23 protein-coding genes are annotated in these 19,240 nt (G+C 32.5%); all 23 read right to left on the reverse strand.

Features of this window, described 5'->3' with window-relative positions; genetic code table 11:
- Positions 1–47 precede the first annotated feature (47 nt).
- The 23 genes from ACZM4J_RS04705 to ACZM4J_RS04815 all read right to left on the reverse strand — a co-directional run bounded on the left by ACZM4J_RS04705 (position 48) and on the right by ACZM4J_RS04815 (position 19,238).
- Positions 48–593: a type IV secretory system conjugative DNA transfer family protein gene (locus tag ACZM4J_RS04705; RefSeq protein WP_215715517.1), complete on the reverse strand. Its 546-nt coding sequence runs from the start codon at positions 591–593 to the stop codon at positions 48–50.
- 4 nt (positions 594–597) lie between these two features.
- Positions 598–1,524 (reverse strand): PcfB family protein, encoded by a 927-nt coding sequence (locus ACZM4J_RS04710; RefSeq protein ID WP_489485681.1) that lies wholly within the window; start codon positions 1,522–1,524, stop codon positions 598–600.
- On the reverse strand, positions 1,524–1,865 hold the full coding sequence (locus tag ACZM4J_RS04715) for a hypothetical protein (RefSeq protein ID WP_489485682.1): 342 nt from the start codon (positions 1,863–1,865) through the stop codon (positions 1,524–1,526). Before ACZM4J_RS04715 ends, ACZM4J_RS04710 begins: the two co-directional genes overlap by 1 nt.
- Positions 1,866–1,915: 50 nt before the next feature.
- Positions 1,916–3,343 (reverse strand): relaxase/mobilization nuclease domain-containing protein, encoded by a 1,428-nt coding sequence (locus ACZM4J_RS04720; RefSeq protein ID WP_489485683.1) that lies wholly within the window; start codon positions 3,341–3,343, stop codon positions 1,916–1,918.
- Positions 3,315–3,662, reverse strand: coding sequence for a plasmid mobilization protein (locus ACZM4J_RS04725; protein ID WP_178516053.1), 348 nt, complete (start codon positions 3,660–3,662; stop codon positions 3,315–3,317). The genes ACZM4J_RS04720 and ACZM4J_RS04725 overlap by 29 nt, the downstream gene beginning before the upstream one ends.
- Before the next feature lie 192 nt (positions 3,663–3,854).
- Complete coding sequence (locus ACZM4J_RS04730; protein WP_118024851.1) at positions 3,855–4,403, reverse strand: JAB domain-containing protein; 549 nt, start codon at positions 4,401–4,403, stop codon at positions 3,855–3,857.
- Positions 4,381–4,518 carry a hypothetical protein gene (locus ACZM4J_RS04735; protein WP_158574472.1) on the reverse strand — a complete coding sequence of 46 codons (138 nt, stop codon included), beginning with the start codon at positions 4,516–4,518 and terminating at the stop codon, positions 4,381–4,383. The genes ACZM4J_RS04730 and ACZM4J_RS04735 overlap by 23 nt, the downstream gene beginning before the upstream one ends.
- Before the next feature lie 4 nt (positions 4,519–4,522).
- On the reverse strand, positions 4,523–5,539 hold the full coding sequence (locus ACZM4J_RS04740; RefSeq protein ID WP_489485684.1) for a DUF5688 family protein: 1,017 nt from the start codon (positions 5,537–5,539) through the stop codon (positions 4,523–4,525).
- Positions 5,540–6,036: 497 nt separating this feature from the next.
- Entirely contained in the window at positions 6,037–6,636 is a 600-nt protein-coding gene (locus tag ACZM4J_RS04745; protein ID WP_296963549.1) for an AAA family ATPase, read from the reverse strand.
- Positions 6,630–7,094, reverse strand: coding sequence for a hypothetical protein (locus tag ACZM4J_RS04750; protein WP_301956126.1), 465 nt, complete (start codon positions 7,092–7,094; stop codon positions 6,630–6,632). The genes ACZM4J_RS04745 and ACZM4J_RS04750 overlap by 7 nt, the downstream gene beginning before the upstream one ends.
- 52 nt (positions 7,095–7,146) lie before the next feature.
- Positions 7,147–7,626, reverse strand: coding sequence for a dihydrofolate reductase (locus ACZM4J_RS04755; protein ID WP_117814305.1), 480 nt, complete (start codon positions 7,624–7,626; stop codon positions 7,147–7,149).
- A gap of 35 nt (positions 7,627–7,661) precedes the next feature.
- Positions 7,662–8,537 (reverse strand): NAD-dependent epimerase/dehydratase family protein, encoded by an 876-nt coding sequence (locus ACZM4J_RS04760; protein WP_117814307.1) that lies wholly within the window; start codon positions 8,535–8,537, stop codon positions 7,662–7,664.
- Between the two features lie 29 nt (positions 8,538–8,566).
- Positions 8,567–8,983: a GNAT family N-acetyltransferase gene (locus tag ACZM4J_RS04765; RefSeq protein WP_428245123.1), complete on the reverse strand. Its 417-nt coding sequence runs from the start codon at positions 8,981–8,983 to the stop codon at positions 8,567–8,569.
- Between the two features lie 69 nt (positions 8,984–9,052).
- Entirely contained in the window at positions 9,053–9,544 is a 492-nt protein-coding gene (locus ACZM4J_RS04770) for an NUDIX hydrolase (RefSeq protein ID WP_321192293.1), read from the reverse strand.
- Positions 9,504–9,713, reverse strand: a complete 210-nt coding sequence (locus tag ACZM4J_RS04775) for a hypothetical protein (protein ID WP_412189952.1) — start codon at positions 9,711–9,713, stop codon at positions 9,504–9,506. The genes ACZM4J_RS04770 and ACZM4J_RS04775 overlap by 41 nt, the downstream gene beginning before the upstream one ends.
- Complete coding sequence (locus tag ACZM4J_RS04780; RefSeq protein WP_301956127.1) at positions 9,698–10,030, reverse strand: inorganic pyrophosphatase; 333 nt, start codon at positions 10,028–10,030, stop codon at positions 9,698–9,700. The genes ACZM4J_RS04775 and ACZM4J_RS04780 overlap by 16 nt, the downstream gene beginning before the upstream one ends.
- Positions 10,031–10,187: 157 nt before the next feature.
- Positions 10,188–11,102 (reverse strand): HD domain-containing protein, encoded by a 915-nt coding sequence (locus ACZM4J_RS04785; protein WP_296963559.1) that lies wholly within the window; start codon positions 11,100–11,102, stop codon positions 10,188–10,190.
- An 88-nt stretch (positions 11,103–11,190) separates the two neighbouring features.
- Positions 11,191–11,661, reverse strand: coding sequence for a helix-turn-helix domain-containing protein (locus tag ACZM4J_RS04790; RefSeq protein ID WP_489485685.1), 471 nt, complete (start codon positions 11,659–11,661; stop codon positions 11,191–11,193).
- Positions 11,662–11,767: 106 nt separating this feature from the next.
- A complete protein-coding gene (locus tag ACZM4J_RS04795) occupies positions 11,768–12,478 on the reverse strand; it encodes a class B sortase (RefSeq protein ID WP_489485686.1) in 711 nt (236 codons plus the stop codon).
- Positions 12,462–16,775: a SpaA isopeptide-forming pilin-related protein gene (locus tag ACZM4J_RS04800; RefSeq protein WP_489485687.1), complete on the reverse strand. Its 4,314-nt coding sequence runs from the start codon at positions 16,773–16,775 to the stop codon at positions 12,462–12,464. Before ACZM4J_RS04800 ends, ACZM4J_RS04795 begins: the two co-directional genes overlap by 17 nt.
- A 236-nt stretch (positions 16,776–17,011) precedes the next feature.
- Positions 17,012–17,938: a CAP domain-containing protein gene (locus ACZM4J_RS04805; RefSeq protein WP_489485688.1), complete on the reverse strand. Its 927-nt coding sequence runs from the start codon at positions 17,936–17,938 to the stop codon at positions 17,012–17,014.
- Positions 17,939–17,971: 33 nt separating this feature from the next.
- The gene (locus ACZM4J_RS04810; RefSeq protein WP_178516037.1) at positions 17,972–18,136 is read right to left on the reverse strand and encodes a hypothetical protein; all 165 of its coding nucleotides are present in this window, start codon (positions 18,134–18,136) and stop codon (positions 17,972–17,974) included.
- A gap of 4 nt (positions 18,137–18,140) precedes the next feature.
- Positions 18,141–19,238 carry a DUF6017 domain-containing protein gene (locus ACZM4J_RS04815; protein ID WP_178516034.1) on the reverse strand — a complete coding sequence of 366 codons (1,098 nt, stop codon included), beginning with the start codon at positions 19,236–19,238 and terminating at the stop codon, positions 18,141–18,143.
- Between the last annotated feature and the right edge of the window lie 2 nt (positions 19,239–19,240).

Genomic DNA, 19,240 nt, shown 5'->3' on the forward strand with positions numbered 1-19,240 from the left:
CGACATATCGTGTGTTTAGTTCTCCGATTTACTACTATTTTTTTTATTCAATTATTAGTTGCAATCGTGCCATAGCTTTTCACTATGGAACGTTTCGCACCACCCTTTGGATCTGTTGCGATAAACGAACCCTTAGGTAACATTTGCATTATGTTTGGCTTTACAATATAAAATGTTTTACCTGCACCTGAACCACCGATTACAAGCATATTGTTGTTTAGCTTTGTAACTTTAGTATCTGTACTCATCCTTACGTGTTTGCTAAGTATTCGATTTTTCTCATCAGACTTATCACTGATAGACTTATTTACCTGATCTATGTTTGCGAAACTTGCAGTACCATACTCCTTACCATGCATTAAATTTCTCCTGCTTGTAATATACAAAAGTACTGCCATTGCATAAATAAGTGTTCCGACTATCATAGCCTTTAAACTATGTCCAGTCCAATAAATTTTAAATGGATGACCTAATGCTTCATTCACCTTGTTAAGTAAAGTTATTACATCCATTCCTTCTTTCCATACACCACTTATAATGTATGAAATAAATAAGACAAAAAGTTCTCCTGCAATAAGAAAAGGAACTAACATCTTGTTATTTCTTTTTTGCAATAGGCTTACTTTCCCTTTCCTGATGTTTCTTCACTTTTTCTTTTTTCTGTCTTTCTTTGTCCCTTTGCTTATTCGCTCTCTTTCTTATCTCTTCTCCAACTTTGTCATAATAGTTGTCCCTTAATTCCTCACCACGCATTTTTCCTGCCGGTTTCTTATTTTTATCAAGCAGTTCATATTCCTGATTTTTGTTTAAAAATGTAAGAAATGTCTTTCCTCCATTTATTGTTATTATGTCTTCCTTTTTTATAGTAAGATATTTAACATTTTCTCCAAACGTTCCCGGTACTCTTGTTATGAATAAATCTCTTTTTTCACTTTCAACAAGATTCTTTGAAATTGTAATATCTGTTTTTTCAAGGTCATTAATATTCTCGTTATACTTAATATTCTTTTCTGCATTTACAATTTCTTTTTTTCTTTCTGCTGTAACAGATACTGGTGCTTCCGGTAATAATTTTTTCTTCTTAAGATAGTCCATTGTATTCTTGCAGTTTCCATCTCCATTTCTTACATATTCTGCAATATCTTCAAGCTTGCCATTACCTAGTTTTTCTATCAATGCATTTATCCTTGGAGTTGCCTCCACCGGAAAGATAAATTCTTTCATGCCATCACCTTTGTTTATATCCGGCATTTTTGAATACAAAATTCCATATTTCCCTGCCAGTTTTTCAAATTCCTTTACGTCTTTTTCTTTTATTTGAAGTACCTGAAGATTACCACTATTTTTAAGCATCTTTTTAAGACTTGTTTTTCCTTGTGTTTTCTCATGATTTAAAAGTCCAACAATGAATATTGTTAGATTTTTTGCCTCTCTTATTGAGAAACCTGTTACATCTAATCCTAACTTTATACCATCATATCCAAACCTTAACATTTGTATTGCTTCCATGATTTCATCTGCCATTAACATTTCACCTCTTTCTGATTCATCTTATTAACATTTATAGCAATGTCTATTATCACAGACATTATACTAGCATCTTTTTTACTATTTATAATAGAATTAAGTTGCTTGTCTGAAAGACCACTTTTGATTGCTCTATTAATTTGCTTTAATTGTGCAACAGTAAGTTCTCCTGCTGACAATTTTCTTACAAGACTGTCATTGTATTTCTTTGATAAAAATACCTTTTTTAATAATCCAAATTTTTTCTTGGGTACCTCCGTTTTTTCAATCCTTAATCTTTCAGATTTCTTTCTCTCGTTCTGTGCATTCTTATATGCACATTCAAACTCCTGTCCCATCTTTTCCTCCATTCACACTTTACGACATTATGTCGGGAAGTTATTTTCTTTTACTTTGCGACATCGTGTCGTGAAGTTATTTTTTCCTGCTTTGCGACATCATGTCGTAAAGTTTCTTTCTGTTCTCTGTATCTAATGTCTTTTAAGATTCCGTAAGATATTCTCATATCTTTTTTTAATTTCTTAATTGTTCTATTGCATTCATCAATTAACGATTGATAGTATGCCTCTAACTTTTCCGCTTCCTTGTAAGTAAGTTCTTTGCATTTTAAAATTTTTCTTGCCTCTTCTACAAGATTATTTTGTTTTTCAAACGTTTTGTCTCCCAGCTTATAAAATGCTGCTGCCTGCTTTTCTTTCTTAATCGTTCTTACTGCTTTGAAGATTTCTTCATGCTTACTATTTTCCTCTATCAAAATCTTTTTTGCCTTATTGGTTGTCTGAATCTTAGCCTTTATTAACTCCTGTGCTTTTTCTAAATCCTCCATAGTCTCTATGTCATAATTTGAAAGAAATAGATATTGTTTCTGCAATATATTCAACTTCTTAATGTCATCCTTATATTTATAGCTATTAGAATATGAACGCTTCTTAATCTTTTTTAGTTTATACAGTATGGCAAAATACTGTTTCTGTAATCCTGTGAGTCTTTTCTTTCTAATATGTCCTCTGTAACTTTTAATCCTTAGTTCTTTTGGCATATCAATATGTTTGTATTCAGCTATACTTTTCTGTGATATTCTTTTCCTAATCATTTTCTCCGAATAGTTTTCTCCCACAGTTTTAAGCCTTCTAAACCTCTCCATTCCTTTTGGCTTTACGGAAATATACTTGCCATACTTTATCGTATAATCTTTTTCTTCCATCATCTGTATGAACATATCAAAGTCTGCTGCCACGATAATACATTCATCAACATCCTTTTTTATCTGCTCATTCCAAACAAACGGACCATTTTTAGAAACATCCCATTCCTTTTCATCATCTTTAGCTTTATTTTGTTCCAGTGTGTGAAGTCCATATTTCTCACAAATTTCATCCACTAACGGCTGAATCTGTCTTTCCCAGTCGCCCTTTTCGTATCTGTATTTGTAACCATCTGTGAATCTCACACTGTTCCAGATGATGTGACCATGAATGTGGTCGGTATCATTATGTACTGAATAAACAGCCTCATAATTATCTGCCAAATACCTGTTAACAAACTCTTTTATTATTTCAAATGCTGTCTCAGGATTTGTTTCTCCCTCTTCAAATGAAATGATAAGATGATATGCCTGTCTCTTATCAGTTTTGCCATATATCTCCTTGGTAGTTCGCATACATTCATATGCATTTTCCACCATACAATTAACAGCTCCCACATAAAGTCCATTCATAGTCTTTTCACTTTTTGTAATGTAATTTAATCCGGTTTTTAAATGATAACTTTCCGAATTCATATGTGGATTAATATGAAGAATTTTGCTTATAGCCATTCTGTTTTAAAAGACTTTCTACTTTTTCGTTTAAAATTCTCATATATTCCATTAATCTTGCCTTGTCAATTTCAGAATATAATTTACTGTTATTGTTTTTTACAACCTGATTAATGTTATGACCTATATAGTTGATTTCATTTGCCAACTTATAAATTGCTTTTATAAATTCAGGATCCATATTCTTATCAAGCTTTGCAGCATATCTTACATAAGCTGAAAAATTCATATTCTTCTTTTTAGCTTCCTTCATAATTTTTCTGCATTCATTTTCTGTAAGACGTACACGCTTTGTAATATCCTTGTTGTTCTTTTTCAATACAATCACCTTCTTCATTTTTTGTATTATTAGCTAGACAGGTAGTGGGTATGTATATTGCAAGATACGCATTTGTAGCTACAAATGCATTCTTGTTAGGAGAAATCCTAAAACCTTTACATCTCGCATATCGGCTCGGTCCGTGCTCCTGCTTCGCAGGGTCATCCATAGGATGACCGCACCCTAAAACCTCTATCTGGCTAATTTGTTATTTTTCTCTGTCAGCTGATTTAAATTAGGTTCTTTAAATTTTAAGAATTCCAGACTAACCTCATAATTTACACTTTTGTTAAACTTAACAACTTCCTTCATTTTCATACTGAAAAATTCATCTCTGTTGGGACCTACAATAATGTGGTCCAAAAGTGGAATTCCTATCATGTCACAAGTATCAATCAGTTTCGAAGTTGTTTTTATATCTTCTGTTGAAGGAGTTAAAATTCCTGTTGGGTGATTATGCAGAATCATTATGTTTGTTGCATTTGAAAGTATTGCTGATTTTAATATATCCCTTGGAACAGCCAATGACTGATTGACTGTTCCAACACTTACCACATTAAAATTTATTGGTTGCAATTTTGAGTTAAAATTAACAACACAAAGCACTTCTCTATCCATATTTCTAATAAAATCACCTACAATTTTTGCTGCCTTTTTAGGCGTATCAAGTTGTTCATCTGATACAAGTGGTGCATCATTTATCAATCTAATAGATACTTTATTCAACTTTGTTTTTTCCATGTTTTATCACCTCAACGCTTATATATACTTCCTCATCTTCCTTTAAGCCTTGTAATGTGTTCTTAATTATTTCAATCACATCTTCAATTTCTTTAACCTCGATTTTTTTATCCATTTTTCTACCTAGCCTTTCCCTCTTCAATTTCCGGTGTTTTTTCCTTAATATCATCAGAGATTGTTCTTTCAAATTTGTTTGTTGCAAGTCTTAATGTTCTTGCTTCTTTATCATAGTGGTAAACCTGATTTGACAATCTGTCACTAAGGTCTACCTGATCCATATTGATTTCATAAACCATATCTGCGAGCTCATTGGCATCTCCAAACTTGTCACTAATAGCAATCACCTCGTGCGTAGATGATGGCAATATATAAAGGTCCGAATCAAGCTGCTGTGATAACTCATATAAATTTTCTTCATAAAGCATTGCTGCCGCACCAAACAATTTTGACTTGTTTGTAATAACGTACATTGATTTGTCATCCGGTGTTTCTGTCATCATATTTCTGAATTCTTCATCTTCCGGCAATAATTCACCATCTTCTCCAAAAATAATTTCACTTATAACCTCAGCCATATTTCTAACTTCTGACGGGAAAATCCTATTAGTGTTTTCCTTTGCAAGACCATATAATTCTTCTTCACTTTTTCCAATTTTCTCAGCAAATTCATTAGTCACTATGTTGGTGTATAAACCATTGCTGTCAACTCCTACATTCCAACGATATATAATTGCCAAATCTTCAAATTTCCTATGTGGAACATTTTCAAGAAGTTCTTTGTTCTGCTCTGCGTTTACTAATGTAAAAATAATATTTTTATCTACATTGCTAAAATCTAATCCATTGTTTAATGGTGACTTTTCAAAGCCTTCAATAGCCTCCTTAAAAGTTTCGCTTAATGCTTCCATAACACCTTCAAAGTCACCTGTTTTTTCATAATTCTCAAAAATGCTCTGTAATGATATTGAAGGTGATGCAAAATCATTTCCCGGAAGATTTAACAATGACATCTGATCTACCTGCATATTAACCTTTGTTACTTCTCTAATAAATACTTCTGCGTCCTTGTATTCCTCTCCAAGATAATTTTTAAATTCATTCTGAACTTTCTGTTTGAATTCTTCGTAATTCATCATTTTGTCTTCCTCCTGCTAATATGAATTTTGCAAAAAGAAAAACGCCAATGAATGAACTTAACTCACTAAGTTCATTCTTGGCGTTTCTTAATTTGCTTATTAAATTGTTATGTATCAGTCCTAGGCTTCTGATAGATATATAATATCATGGAGATGGGTAATTACCTAAAAGTAGGAGTGTTAAATTTTGTGGGAAATTACAGTTAGGATGATAAAATAATGCTTCATAAGATTTACTATACTGTTACAAATAATATTATCTAGAAGTTGTCATCTACGTTTCTAATATGACTCTCTAATATATTCAAAAACTTTATTAAGTGATTGTGCATCGTCTAACTTGCCAACCGTAATATGTGGGTTAATCAATATTGTCAAGCTCTGGAAATATCATTATTGTTTGTAACATGCACCCTTCTACAAATTCCGACTTTTACGTCCCTGAAATTTGGATTTTATTGATTTCTTTTCAGCGATAAAATTTACATCTTCAGCGACTACTTTCTTAACCATTCAAGGACTTTCCGTGCAATTTCTGCAGGAGTTCCATTAGTACAATCTAACGTGTCATACTTTGTATCATCCAGAATATCATGGGTTCTGAAATAATTATTATAATCTACTGAACTCTGAATCCAACCGGCATCATCTATACCTCTTCCTTCAGTCATTCTCTTTCTAATAGTTTCTGATTCTGCCGTAAGTGCTAAAACTTTTATTTCCGAAAAAAATCTTTTTCCATAAGCGCGAGAAAGCCTATCTAAGCCACCAGCCATTGTCCATACTACTGCTTTTTTACTTTGAGAAATATCCTTTGTCAAATAAAAAATCTGCTCTATCAAATTATTTTCTTCTTCATCATTTTGTGGCCAGGCAACATTACGCAGCCAATCTACATCCAAAATAACATATTCATCTGTTAATTTTTGTAATTCAATTGCTGTGGTTGTTTTTCCAACTCCACTACAACCAGTCAAAAAATATATGGGTAGCTTTTCAAATTTCCATTTATAACCACATTTGGGACATTTTATTGTATTTCCATCAACCTCCTTATCCCATTCATGATTTCCACACTTAGAACAAATTTCTAACATTTTATAATCTCCTTTAATTTCTCATAATCATCTTTTCCTGTTGTCCACACAATTGCCGGAATAACTTTTACATTCTTTTGTCTAAACATTTCCAATCGATGTCTTCCATCGCATACATAAAAACCATTGTCACTTCTAAACTCAATAATAAGTGGTGGTGGATTCCAATAAGCTGTAGACTCGACCATCTCATCAACTATACTAAAAAAATAATCCATATCATCTTTTTTACTTAAATACTCTGGAGCGCCTTCTTTAATATTATGTAATAAAGTAATATCAAACTGAACTATTCCTGTATAGAATCGTTCTTCTATTAACAATCCATCTGCTAACGCAACATTATGTCCATCACAACGAAGGAATTGTTGTATCCATTCCTCTGTTCGATTTCTCTTACAATATTCCATTGCAGTTTCTAAATTTCCATATTTAATATTTTCCATCTCTTCTAACATTTTAAAATTTACCCGTCTAATTCCTTATTATCGTTAATAAAACTGGAAGTTACTATTGCTTATTCTTTCTTCTATAAATTTTTCTTATAAACTGTTCATTATTTTCAGATGTTTCTACAATAGATATATTAAAATTATTGTCATCAAATTCTGGGAAAAAGACATCCCCTTGCTCTACATTTATATTAATCTCAGTAATGTACATTACGTCCACTAGTGGTATGGCTTCTTTGTATACTCCATAACCACCGGCTATATATACATCTTTTCCTTTTGCAAATTCTATAGCCTCTTTTACACTAGATGCTGTATGAAGATTTTCACCTATATATTTTTTAGTATTCGAAATAACTATCGTTTCTCTATTTGGAAGCGGGCGACCAATTTCATCGTATGAATTTCGTCCCATTATTACAACATTTCCTGTTGTAAGTTCCTTGAATTGTTTTTGTTCTCCCTTTATTTTCCACGGAATTTTTCCATTTTTTCCAATAACATTATTTTTTGAACGGGCTACTATTAAACCTATCATATAAATTTTCTCCTTATATAAAAGTTTTTACGAGACTAATTTCCCATGTTTACCTTTTCAATGTAATAATCCAATAATTGATATATCCACTCTTTTAAATTAGAAAAATGATATCCTATCTTCTCTGCTTTTTCCGTATTTATGCTATATTCAGGTTCCCCATTATAGGGTGCAGCTTCTCCATCATCACTTAAAATCGCATGCTTTCCTGTATTTTCTTCCACATAATCAATTATCTCCCGAAGTGAAATAGTTCCTATAGAACTTCCATTAATTGCACCATCAATATCTTTATCTACCAAATATGCGATAAACTCTCCTGCTTCATCCGAACGGATATAACTCATTTGATAATCTATATTATCTATGTACATAGGCTCTGATTTCATCATATGCTCTACATAAAATAGAAGTCTTTTCGTATAATCATCTTTTCCTATTGCAAACGGATATCTGACAGCAATCCATTTTTTATCTGAATATTTTTGCCATAATGCATACTCTGCCTGTCTCTTTATCTCCTCATATGGAAATTCAAATCTGTTACACCACACAAAATCATTAGAGTATCCATTAAAATCTGATTCTACAGTATTCATATGTTTTGGATTATAAACTGATGTACTAGACATATATATGTATTTATCACAATCAACATAATCCATAACATACCTGATATCATCCGAGCAATATGCAATCTTATCAATAACCACATCAAAATATTTTCCCTGTAATACCTTTCGCATACTCTCTTCATTTGTTCTTTCAATGATGATGCGCTTTACTCTGTCCCCGTATGAATCAGGTGTTTTCCCCCTTGTTGCTATTGTTATATTATAACCTTGCTCTAAAAGTTTATTAACCATATGTATTCCAAAATACCTTGTTCCACCTATTACTAATATGTTCATTTTCTTTCTCCCTGACTTATACAACCATACTATAATTCACATTCTAAAATTTCATTTTCCGATTTAAACTCATTTCTTACATACCATTCAATAGCTTTATCGCTTGGCCACACAATTATATTTTCACATCTGTTTTGTTTCAGGTAATTTTTTATGTAAGATAACATTTCTGTTCCTACTCGCTGATTTCTGTACTCTTTTAAAGTGTATACATTTGTCAAATATGCTATATACGATTCTTTTTTATTGGGTTTTGGAACTTTTCTAATCATTGTTACAAACATTGTTGCAATTATTTGTTTGTTCTTTTCCATTACAAATATTTTATATACGCTCTCTGTTTTTAAGAAATTTATATATTCTTTTATAAATTCATCACTCTCTATTCCTTTGATATTATCCTCCCCATATATAGCATCATCTTCTTTTTTATGTTCCCATCTCATATGAGCTAACTGTAAGAAATCTTTTTCTGTACTAATGCCTATTGATTTCTGACTATTTTTGAAAATATATTATTTTCTTTCATCCGTAATTATATGTTCAATTCCTATATGTTCCTTACTAAGATATTCCTTCAAAAAAGTTGGAAACGCTTTATATTTATCCAAATCTTTTATTGGTATCCAATGCATTGTTTCTCTTACTCCCTGGCTATAACTATCACTATTAAGCTGTTTTATTCCTCTAGGCTTCATCAAATAGTACATTGATATTTCATGGCAATCCATTCCTTTTAAACTTCCCTGATTTTCATTGAAGAAATTTTCGTGAATAACTGCAAGACGGTCGATTTCATATTCTACACCGGTCTCCTCAAGCACTTCTCTTTTTACTGCCTGCTCAGATGTTTCTCCCATATGAACTCCACCACCGATTGAGTAATAATAATCGTCTATTTCATTTCCTGCAAATAGCACACAATCTTCTTCAATTATTATTGCTGCTGCACGATATCTAAACCATTTATTTTCTCTTGTAAATCCACAATCTTGCATATTCTGCATATTCTTTCTCCTCTAATTTAATGACTATATGTAATTTATCTAAATCTTTTTTCATAGGATGTCTAATAACCGTTTTCCATTTTTCCGAGACAATCTTTCTTGCATCAGACAGATATATTTCTTGATGTAATCTGTACAAATTTCCTTTACGAATTACTCTTCCGCACATTCTATTTCATACTCAAAATATTTCTCCTGAAACTGTACCTGTTCTTCTATCTGTTCTTTAGAATATAGTTCATCTTCTGGTGCCACAACCCATTTATCTTCAACATCATTTAACCTATGAATTATCGCAATTACTTCCCCTGTAAATTCTTCAACCGGTTTATTTACACCCAATATATAAGCATCTTGTTCTTCTCCATCAGATGCCATTATGCCTTCGATATATCCATAATTTATCGGATAATAAATATCTTTATGCTTTGGGTGATATGTCCCCATTGGTCTATCAACCGTAACTTTTACAATCTTTCCTAACATATTATTTCTCCAAATAGTATTCGATATTGCAAATACTATGCAATTCTGCTTATTTTTAGATTCACAACTCTTATTCTTTTATAATATTATCATATACATTTAGCTATTGAAAGAAAAAGCCGGTTTTGAATTCACAAAACCGACTTGCATATAATTCCTATTTTAAACAATTTATCGAAATCTCATTTAACTCACTTATTAATTTGTCATCTTGCAATTTCTTTACAATAGGCATAAATATTGCTATTGTTTCTTTTGCTCTTTTTTGTCTTTCTCGTTCTTCCATATACTCTATAGTTCTCATGTTATGAAGTCGTTCTGCAATCTTTATAACAGCACATTGTTCATCTTCAAGACCTACTTTTTCAATATCGTAGTCCTTTAATCTTATTAAAATCTGCACCACACTATGAGGCAAATTTTCCTTTAACTCATCAATTGCTACATTAGTTTTTCTAAAAACATCGCAAAACATTCCTGCATAAATGACACTTTCTTCCGCTTCCATTTGCACTAGCAACAAAGATACATTTAATAAATGCGTTACATAATCATCACCCGAATATCTTTTTCTGCCTCCATATATACTCTGACAGAAATTATAAATATTATTTAGTTTTTGATTATCATATCCATGTTCTATTATTTTTTCGTGCAATACTTTGAACAGTTCTTCTTTTGATAAATGTCCATCCATTATTTTATAAAAGTTACAATTGTTCATATCTCCACCTCCAAAATGCATTATTTCTAATTTCATTGCATACAAGAGTGAAGGTGAAAAACCATAATAACTTTTGAAAGCTTTAATAAATCCACCGTGCGATTCCCAACCATATTCAATTGCCACATCGAGAATTTTGGTTCCATTTAATATTTCTCTGGTTGCATATATCATTTTCCTTTCCCTGACATATTCCATAACAGAAACTTTCATTTCTTGTTTAAATAGTCTTGAAAAATAAAATTTCGTATAACCTATATTACCAGCTATTTCCTCAATGGTTATTTTATTCTTTATGTTGTTCTCGATATAGTTAAGACTTTCTGCTATTATTGTTTTCCTATCCATATGTCTTACCTCTTGTAATTAAATGATATAATAAAAATATCATCTTGAATGGATATTTGCTTTTCCAATGTTGCTCTAAATATATGGCTTAAATTAATTCAAATTTTTCTTTCCAAAACTTCCGGTTTTGTGCATATCTTATAATAGTTTGCTCTACATAAGATTTATAAAATCCTCTTTTAGGTAAAACTACATCTTTATTCCATTTATATGTAATTTTATTGATAATAGCGTTAGAAATAGATAGTTTTGGTAAACTACCCCCGCTTGCTTCACTGTCATGAATCTCTTTTATTGATTCAGTAGACAACTGTGCAAGTTCAAATAATAAATCATCCATATACATCTCTTTATCTCCTCCATAATATAAATAGCTAGGCGTAACACTGAAAATATCTGCCAACATCATAAGATTGGGAAGTGTAGGGGCCATACCATTTCTATCTTGTTCATAATTCTGTATTGTTTTAACTGAAATGCCAAATATATTAGCTAACTGGACTTGGCTCATATTTCTTTCTTTTCTAAGTTTCTTTAAGTTGTTTGCAAATTCTTTCAATAATTCGTACCTCCAAAATAATTATAGCATATTTTTTTATTATCATTGTACGCAGACGAGCGTACTTTTATTATAATATAAATTCTATTATTACTAAACATCCCTATTACCATAATGCCATATTTCTTTTTCCTATAACCACAATTCTCCAATCATCCCCTTTCCCATTATCACAAGTAGACAACATCAGCATCTGCTCCCCATACTTAGGTTTATTCCCCTGTCTCCACAAACTTTGCTTCTCCACCTTGTCAACAAACTCATCATGCTCTTCCTTATTCCTTGCCATTACAAATTTCCAGTATTCAAACTCATGTATGTTAACACTCATCACTGCAAACACTTCATACTCCCTCTTTTTATCCGTTGTAAAATATATCTTCTTGTGCTTGTAAAAAAACTCTTTATTCTTATACTGTTCCAATGCTCCAAACATTTTTCCTCCGTTTATGTTATGTCCGTAAATAATCAGGCTGTCTGATTTTTTCACATCACAGTATGCACTTAAATAAGGTGTTCCATAAAAACTGTAATTCCTGTTAAAATCATGATTTAAATAAAAATCTGGATTATCCTTTGTCTGCATAACAGGGTAATTTATGGTTGTTCCCGGTATTTCCACATATCCTATGCAGTCCTTGTTTTTCTTTACAAGATCATTTACATCAAACTTCTTTTCTGTCACGCTCTCCCATATCTTCTTAAAATCATTCTCATACTTTCTCTTTGCTCTTTTTTCCTTTAAAAAAGGGACAGCTGCAATCACAGCCATCCCCACTAAAAGAAGTATCAGAGATATTTTAATTATCCTCTTCATCGTCCTTCTCCTTTTTGAAATTGTATTTTGACTTGTCCTTTGCTCTTACGCATGCAAAACATCCAAGTGCAAGCAATAATGAAATAAATGAAATTGCCATTCCTGCAGTCCTTCCATTAATGCCTGTCTGTGGTGTGTCAGGTACCACAGGGATTCTTTCATCTGTAACTGTAAGTTTCTGAACCTTTCCCGTATCCTTAATTTTTATTTTCTTATCCTTTGCAACCTTGTAATGTTCTGGTGCATCCACTTCCTTGAATTTATAAGTTTCTCCTGCCTTAAACATTCCTTCTATGAATTCAGCTTTCTTTCCGGTTGTAAACTCATATACCTTCTTGCCCTTGCTGTCGTATACCTTGTACTTTGCACCACCAAGCTGTTTTTTTGTGTCTGATGCAATCTTGTTGAATTCAACCTTGATTGTGTCATCAACCATATTTACTTTCTGGATATCTCCATTGTCTGCTACTGCAAACTCAATACTTGTTGCTGTTGCGTATCCGTATCTTGGTTTTGTTTCTGTTAAAATATAAGTTTTTCCCACGGCATACTTTCCTTCAATCACATGACTTTGTCTTGATGAAACCCATTCATCCATTACCTTTCCTGTATCCTTTTCAGTTACCTGCATGTGGCATCCCGGAAGTTCCTTTCCGTTGGTAATGTCTGTCTTTGAAAATTCAATCTTTGTTGTGTCATCATACATTATCACCTGATTGTCAACATTCTCCGTGAAACTGTCTCCATTCTTAACAAGTACTTTTGTCTTTGCATTTTCATCATCACTTTCCACAAGTTTAAATGTAATGTCATTTGCAGTTGCAAAACCGTCTGCCGGCTTTGTTTCTGTTAATGTGTATTCCCTGTCATGAAGCAATCCGTATATCTTAACTGCATAACCGTCACCGTTTTCTACACGAACGTTATCATATCCCATCTCACCAATCTTTTCATTTAACTTAACTGATGAAATGTCACCTGTAATCCAGCTTACGATTTCATTACCGTTTTCATCACTGATTTTCAAATGGCAGTCCTTAATCTCAACTGATGATGCAATCATCCTTTTGCTGATTACAGTTTCAGTCTGTTCTTCCTTAACCACTGCCTTTGCTGATACAACTGCAGTTTCCTGATCCTTGTATTCAAGATGTACCTGATGTTTTTCCCTGTTAATGTAATAACTGTCGCTAACACTTTCTTCAAGGAAATAATAATCTCCTGAATTTAAGTTGCCTTCCGTCTTTCCATAACCTTCATCCATTACAGGCACATCAAATGGGATTTTCGCCTTTCCTTCCTTGTCAGTTGTTACTGTTGCAATCTTTTCACCTGCAGCAACAATCACATTTCCATTCTTGTCGTAAATATTATCCCTTGAAAAAAATCCAAATTTTGCATTTCCAACAGGTTCATTTGTTTTTGAATCCTGCTTTTCAAGTGTAATGTCTGTCTTTACCATGTCATTGTGTATATCAATATTTCCATCTTTTGAGTTTTCAGAAATGTCAAACACATACTCATCATCCTTGTTATTCCATTTAAAACTTAACTCCCAGGATGACTGTTCTGGAAGAACATAACCATACTTTGTCTTTACTTCCTTTAAAGTGTATTCTCCAAGTGGAACATTAAGTGTCATTGTTCCGTCATCGTTTAACACAAAATTACAGATACCATTGCAATCATTTGTAAACTCTGCCTTTTCACCTGTTGTAATTTTTGCAACAACTGAATCCTTCTTAAACAATACCGTTCCCTGATTATCCTGTGACATGATGTCTTCTCTTGCAGTAAGTTCAAATACAACACCATTTAGCAATGTGTCCTTGTAGTTAAATGGATTAAATAAGTCTGATGTTGTTTCATTTTCACCATTCTCTGCATTACTTCCCTTTGCACCATTCTTTTCTGTGTTAACTAAATTATTGATTTCTCCATCTTTATCTGCCTTACTTTCTTCTGAATCACCTTCATCGTCCTTCTTGCATAATTCAGGACCAATTTTATTTATTGTAAATTTTCCGTAAGTCACATCATTATAATATTCACACTCTGCATACAGATATTCCTTACCAAGCTTGTCCACCATTGTCTTGTATGAGTTACTGTTAATCTCAACCATCACCGGCTGTTTGTTTACCTTGTATCCTTCCGGGCCTTCAATTTCATAAACCTTGTATGTACCGGCTTTTAATTTTTCGTAAGTAATGATTTCTCCTGTTTCATCTGTTACAAATCTGTCCACAACCTCAATTGCATTTCCATTGCTGTATGTCTGTGTAACAAGAGTTTCACTGCCATCCTCATTTACCTTATAAATCTGGTATGTTGTTCCTGCCTTTAAAACTGTCTGATGTGTCTTTGAATCCTTCTTTACAATCTTTAGATATGCATTGAATTCAGGATTGTTTAAAAGATACTTGTATGTCTTTCCGTTTTCCTTCACATTCACGTAAAAGTCAAGACACTTTTCAGTGTTTGTAGCTCCAACAGTCTGATGAACCACATATGTTCCATATGGCATCTTCTTTGACTTTGCATAACCTGTTAAATCTGTTGTAAGAATGTCTCTTTCTGTTGCCTTTGCCTTGTCATATGAACCTGCACTTGCAAGGTAAATCTGAAACTGTGCCTTGTTTTCAGGTGCAACAATACCTGCAAGACCATTTCCCATTCCCTTAATAATTGATACGTCACCTTTTACCACGTCGTCATCAACCTGTGTTTCTGCCGAATTGTATTCGTTGGTAAACTGCTGACCATCCTTTGTGATTGTGTATACCTTGTCATTTTTAAGGTAGCCTTCAGGCGGTGTAATTTCCTTTAAGTACATGTTTACACCACATCTGTAATAGTCTGTTTCAAATGTACCCTTGGCATTGGTCTTGTATGACTTTACAAGTTTTGTGCATGCTACATCTGAATATACTCCATACACTGCGCCTTCCAATGTTGCATCTCCCTGTGGTGTACTGCCTGTTTCAGAATCCTTTTTCCACACAGTCATTTTTACTTTCTTGTATTTGTCCTTAAGAACAGGCTTGTATGCAAGCTTGTAATTACTGTATGACTCTTCTGCAGTCTCGGGCCACTTTCCATCACTGTTCTTCTTCCATGAATCAGCCTTTGTAAGTGTTACTGTAACCTTGTTTGATGACTGGCTTGTAATCTTGTTTGAACCTGAATCAACAACAAATGAATTTAAGATGTTGTCATTGCCTGATGAGATTTCTTCTATTACGTAATTGTTTGAGATATCATCCATCTGATCATTGATGTCATTCTTTATTAACTTTTCTGCTCCTGCTTTTGACAAATCTGATGCATAATCATATCCCTTATCATCTAATTCGTCCTTAATTTGTTTTTTATCACTTGATGACATATCCTTTAACTCTTCATCTGCCACATAATAATAACTCTTAGAATTTAGTTCGTATGTAAAACGAAATACGATTTTTCCTTTGGAATCTGTTTTTACTTCCTGACTAAATTTGTTAGCATCATCATCTACATCTTCCTTAACAGAATCTCCCCAGCCATTGTACTGATAAGAATATAACTGTTTTATATTCTTTGCTGTAAATCTAAAAGTGACCTGTGGAAGTTCTTTTCCATCTTCATCACACTTTTGTAATGTAATTCTCTGACGGTAGTAATCTTTTTTACTAATAGGTGTATACTTGTATTCTTTTGTATTTCCTACAATTTCCATTAGTTCCTGAACTTCATCACTATCAGTTTTTCCACTATATTTCCATTTTGTAATTGTACACTTAACTACGCTTGTCCCTTCAAAAATATCAGCATAAAGGCTATCATTTGCATAATATCCTGTATTGTTTTTAACTTGTTTAATGATATCCTTTAATCCGGTTTCACTTGTAATGCCTTCTTCAACAGCCCATATAAGACACTGTGCATACACCCATGCCTTGTTTGAACGCGTTTTTGTTTGATCATACCAATATCCTATTTTAGCCTCCAAAGCATTTTTCTTATTAGAACTATCACTTGATATTGTACTGTTGGATGCAATGTAGGTGTATCCGGTATGACATGCCTTTCCTAAATCTAAGCAAAACACATCATTTCCATCCACTAATGTTTTTACCCATGTTCCACTTTCACTTTTTGATCCGATATTTACTGTTCCAAGTTTCCCAAGAGTTACTATACCTGCCTGCTTCTTCTCTCCATTGCCTGCTGCTGCAACATTAATTATAGGAATTGATGTTACTACCGTTGCAATTGCTAATATTGTTGCTGTAATTCTTTTTAATTTACCTAACATTTACTTTCCTCCTGATAAAATAAAAAACGCCAAGACTAAAACTCACATATAATGAGTTCATCTTGGCGTTAATCTATTAATTTGTTTTTTGTCATTCCCGGTTACTGACAATTATATTTTAACATTGATTATCTACTTTACCTAAAAGTCATGCTGTTAAAATTAAATTTATATTTCAGCAGGAGTGTAAAAGCAAAAAATAACTTCACGACATTATGTCGCAAAGTTATTTTTAATTACTTTTTTATTTCCTTATCTAAATCCACTCCACCAAATATTGCTACCCAATATGTTTTTCCACCTTGTTTATAGCAAGCAATGGCACCTGCTCTATGTTCTTCGTCTATGAGGTTTCTATAATGTCCCGGACTACTTTTCCATCCTTCCATAGCAGACTTATATGTGTAATACCCCATTGCAATATTTTCTGCATTTGCATACATATGATAATGTATATAACCATCGTCTCCCTCATATGGTATTCCACCATCTTTTAGTCCATACTTTTTTTCTAATAACTCTGTCGATGTACTTATAAATTTATTATGACTGAAATCATTAACAAGTTCCTTTGCCCTTACTTTACATATTTCATATAAAACATCTGACCAAACAATACTTTGTTTTCCAGCACTTTTTCTATATTCATTCTGCAATACAAAAGCCTGTTCTGCTGCATATCTATCATAATATTTTCCCGGCAATTTAAAGTTGTTATTTATCTTATAAAGTGCCGAATTTGTTTTTATTGTCTTCTTTTTTGACCAGTTACCGTAAACTCTTTCTCCATTTATTTTCCTATAAGCCCGTACTTTAAATTTAAATTTGTCCTTTTCTAATAAATTGGTGAATACATAACTTGTCTTTTTTGTATCTTTAATTTTTCTCCACTTCTTTGATGCAACACCGTAAACATATATCTCATATCCATTTGCATTCTTCACCTTTTTCCATGAAGCTTTAATTCCATATTTGTATTTAATTTTCTTTTTTCTCATATCCTTGGCACTAACTATGCCTTTATAATACTTATAATTAGTTTTTGTTTTTATTGATTTTACTTGTCCCAAAGTATCAGCCTTTACCTGAATATTTGTGCCAATTCCCATCATCAATACAAATATTTCCACAATTATAAGCGTTCTTTTTAATTTTTTTATCATTTGGCAAACCTCCCAAGTTATAAATAACTGTCTTTAATTATACTCTACAACTCTTATTAAAGAAAACACAATTTTAAATACTGCTATAGTCAATACTAAAAATATCTTTAGTAAACTTCCCAGTACCGCAATTGTCACTCTGCATATAAACATTATAATTGCTATTATGTATTTCACTAAACTTTTTGCTCTATCCATAGCCTTACCTCCTAGATGCATACTGTGGCATATCATGATTTACTTCTGCTGTATAATACCCATTCATTGTTGATGGTGCATTAAACAATGATGCCAGCAAATATTTTTTGATATTTTTCACTTTAGTTGTATTTGATTTAAAGCAACTCATAACATACTCTAAATGTGAAAAATTAAGTTTAAGAAATCTTGATTTTACAACTTCCTTCGGAAACGAATTGCTCGCTATGACAATATAATCATTCGTGCTAACTGTAACTTCTGTCATCATTTCAACTATTCCATCTATAAGTTCTGCATCAAGTGGATAACGTTCTTTTAATGCATCGTATTCAATATTGTCTTTGATTAAATCCATATAAAGTTCATATTCAGATTTTTTCTTATCGCATCCCATCCTATCTGCTTTAGGCATAGTTATACTAAGCCCTTTTTTATGCGTCCAATTATCTGCACCTGTCATATCTGGCTCTTCGCCTTCTGTTAGCGGATAAGATAAGATATTAGTATTAATATTTTTAGTATTATTTATATTAGTATTATTAGGGTCTAATTCTTGAACCTCTTGAATTTCATTTTCTGAACTGCCGGAAGTATAATTATTGAACTCCTTGTAGTTCAATTTCTGAACTTCCTGAGTTTCAATTTTTGAACTTCTTGAAGTATAATTGTTGAACTTCTGTGTATTCTTCGGTGTTTCTGGTGTATTTGTATACCTTCCACCCAAAGTTTTTTCTTGTTCTGTGCTTTCTTTTTCCACAAGAAAACTTTTAACATATAATATGTTTGGAAGCCCCAAACCTCTTTTCTTTTTTTCAACTAATCCAAAATCTACCAGCTCCTGCAGATATTTCACAGCTGTTGCTCTTGCCATATTCATATCGCTCATAATATCTTTTATCTGATAAATAATATAAACCCTATTTTCTTCATCCAGCCATCCATTTTTCATAGATAAACTCATTCTGTCTAAAAGCAAACCATATAGCATCTTAGCGTCCACTGATAATCCAATGAAAGCCTTATCATGTACTAACAATTTAGGTACTTTTATGAAACTATATTGGTCGGCTTGTTTTCCATAATAATATTCAAATGCCATAC

The sequence above is a fragment of the Eubacterium sp. genome, assembly GCF_057858645.1.

Bases quoted from the DNA above. Each gene is read 5' to 3' on its own strand.
- ACZM4J_RS04705 (WP_215715517.1), bottom strand. From the start codon at position 593: ATGTTAGTTCCTTTTCTTATTGCAGGAGAACTTTTTGTCTTATTTATT.
- ACZM4J_RS04710 (WP_489485681.1), bottom strand. From the start codon at position 1,524: ATGGCAGATGAAATCATGGAAGCAATACAAATGTTAAGGTTTGGATAT.
- ACZM4J_RS04715 (WP_489485682.1), bottom strand. From the start codon at position 1,865: ATGGGACAGGAGTTTGAATGTGCATATAAGAATGCACAGAACGAGAGA.
- ACZM4J_RS04720 (WP_489485683.1), bottom strand. From the start codon at position 3,343: ATGGCTATAAGCAAAATTCTTCATATTAATCCACATATGAATTCGGAA.
- ACZM4J_RS04730 (WP_118024851.1), bottom strand. From the start codon at position 4,403: ATGGAAAAAACAAAGTTGAATAAAGTATCTATTAGATTGATAAATGAT.
- ACZM4J_RS04735 (WP_158574472.1), bottom strand. From the start codon at position 4,518: ATGGATAAAAAAATCGAGGTTAAAGAAATTGAAGATGTGATTGAAATA.
- ACZM4J_RS04740 (WP_489485684.1), bottom strand. From the start codon at position 5,539: ATGATGAATTACGAAGAATTCAAACAGAAAGTTCAGAATGAATTTAAA.
- ACZM4J_RS04745 (WP_296963549.1), bottom strand. From the start codon at position 6,636: ATGTTAGAAATTTGTTCTAAGTGTGGAAATCATGAATGGGATAAGGAG.
- ACZM4J_RS04750 (WP_301956126.1), bottom strand. From the start codon at position 7,094: ATGTTAGAAGAGATGGAAAATATTAAATATGGAAATTTAGAAACTGCA.
- ACZM4J_RS04755 (WP_117814305.1), bottom strand. From the start codon at position 7,626: ATGATAGGTTTAATAGTAGCCCGTTCAAAAAATAATGTTATTGGAAAA.
- ACZM4J_RS04760 (WP_117814307.1), bottom strand. From the start codon at position 8,537: ATGAACATATTAGTAATAGGTGGAACAAGGTATTTTGGAATACATATG.
- ACZM4J_RS04765 (WP_428245123.1), bottom strand. From the start codon at position 8,983: ATGAGATGGGAACATAAAAAAGAAGATGATGCTATATATGGGGAGGAT.
- ACZM4J_RS04770 (WP_321192293.1), bottom strand. From the start codon at position 9,544: ATGCAGAATATGCAAGATTGTGGATTTACAAGAGAAAATAAATGGTTT.
- ACZM4J_RS04775 (WP_412189952.1), bottom strand. From the start codon at position 9,713: ATGTGCGGAAGAGTAATTCGTAAAGGAAATTTGTACAGATTACATCAA.
- ACZM4J_RS04780 (WP_301956127.1), bottom strand. From the start codon at position 10,030: ATGTTAGGAAAGATTGTAAAAGTTACGGTTGATAGACCAATGGGGACA.
- ACZM4J_RS04785 (WP_296963559.1), bottom strand. From the start codon at position 11,102: ATGGATAGGAAAACAATAATAGCAGAAAGTCTTAACTATATCGAGAAC.
- ACZM4J_RS04795 (WP_489485686.1), bottom strand. From the start codon at position 12,478: ATGAAGAGGATAATTAAAATATCTCTGATACTTCTTTTAGTGGGGATG.
- ACZM4J_RS04800 (WP_489485687.1), bottom strand. From the start codon at position 16,775: ATGTTAGGTAAATTAAAAAGAATTACAGCAACAATATTAGCAATTGCA.
- ACZM4J_RS04805 (WP_489485688.1), bottom strand. From the start codon at position 17,938: ATGATAAAAAAATTAAAAAGAACGCTTATAATTGTGGAAATATTTGTA.
- ACZM4J_RS04810 (WP_178516037.1), bottom strand. From the start codon at position 18,136: ATGGATAGAGCAAAAAGTTTAGTGAAATACATAATAGCAATTATAATG.
- ACZM4J_RS04815 (WP_178516034.1), bottom strand. From the start codon at position 19,238: ATGGCATTTGAATATTATTATGGAAAACAAGCCGACCAATATAGTTTC.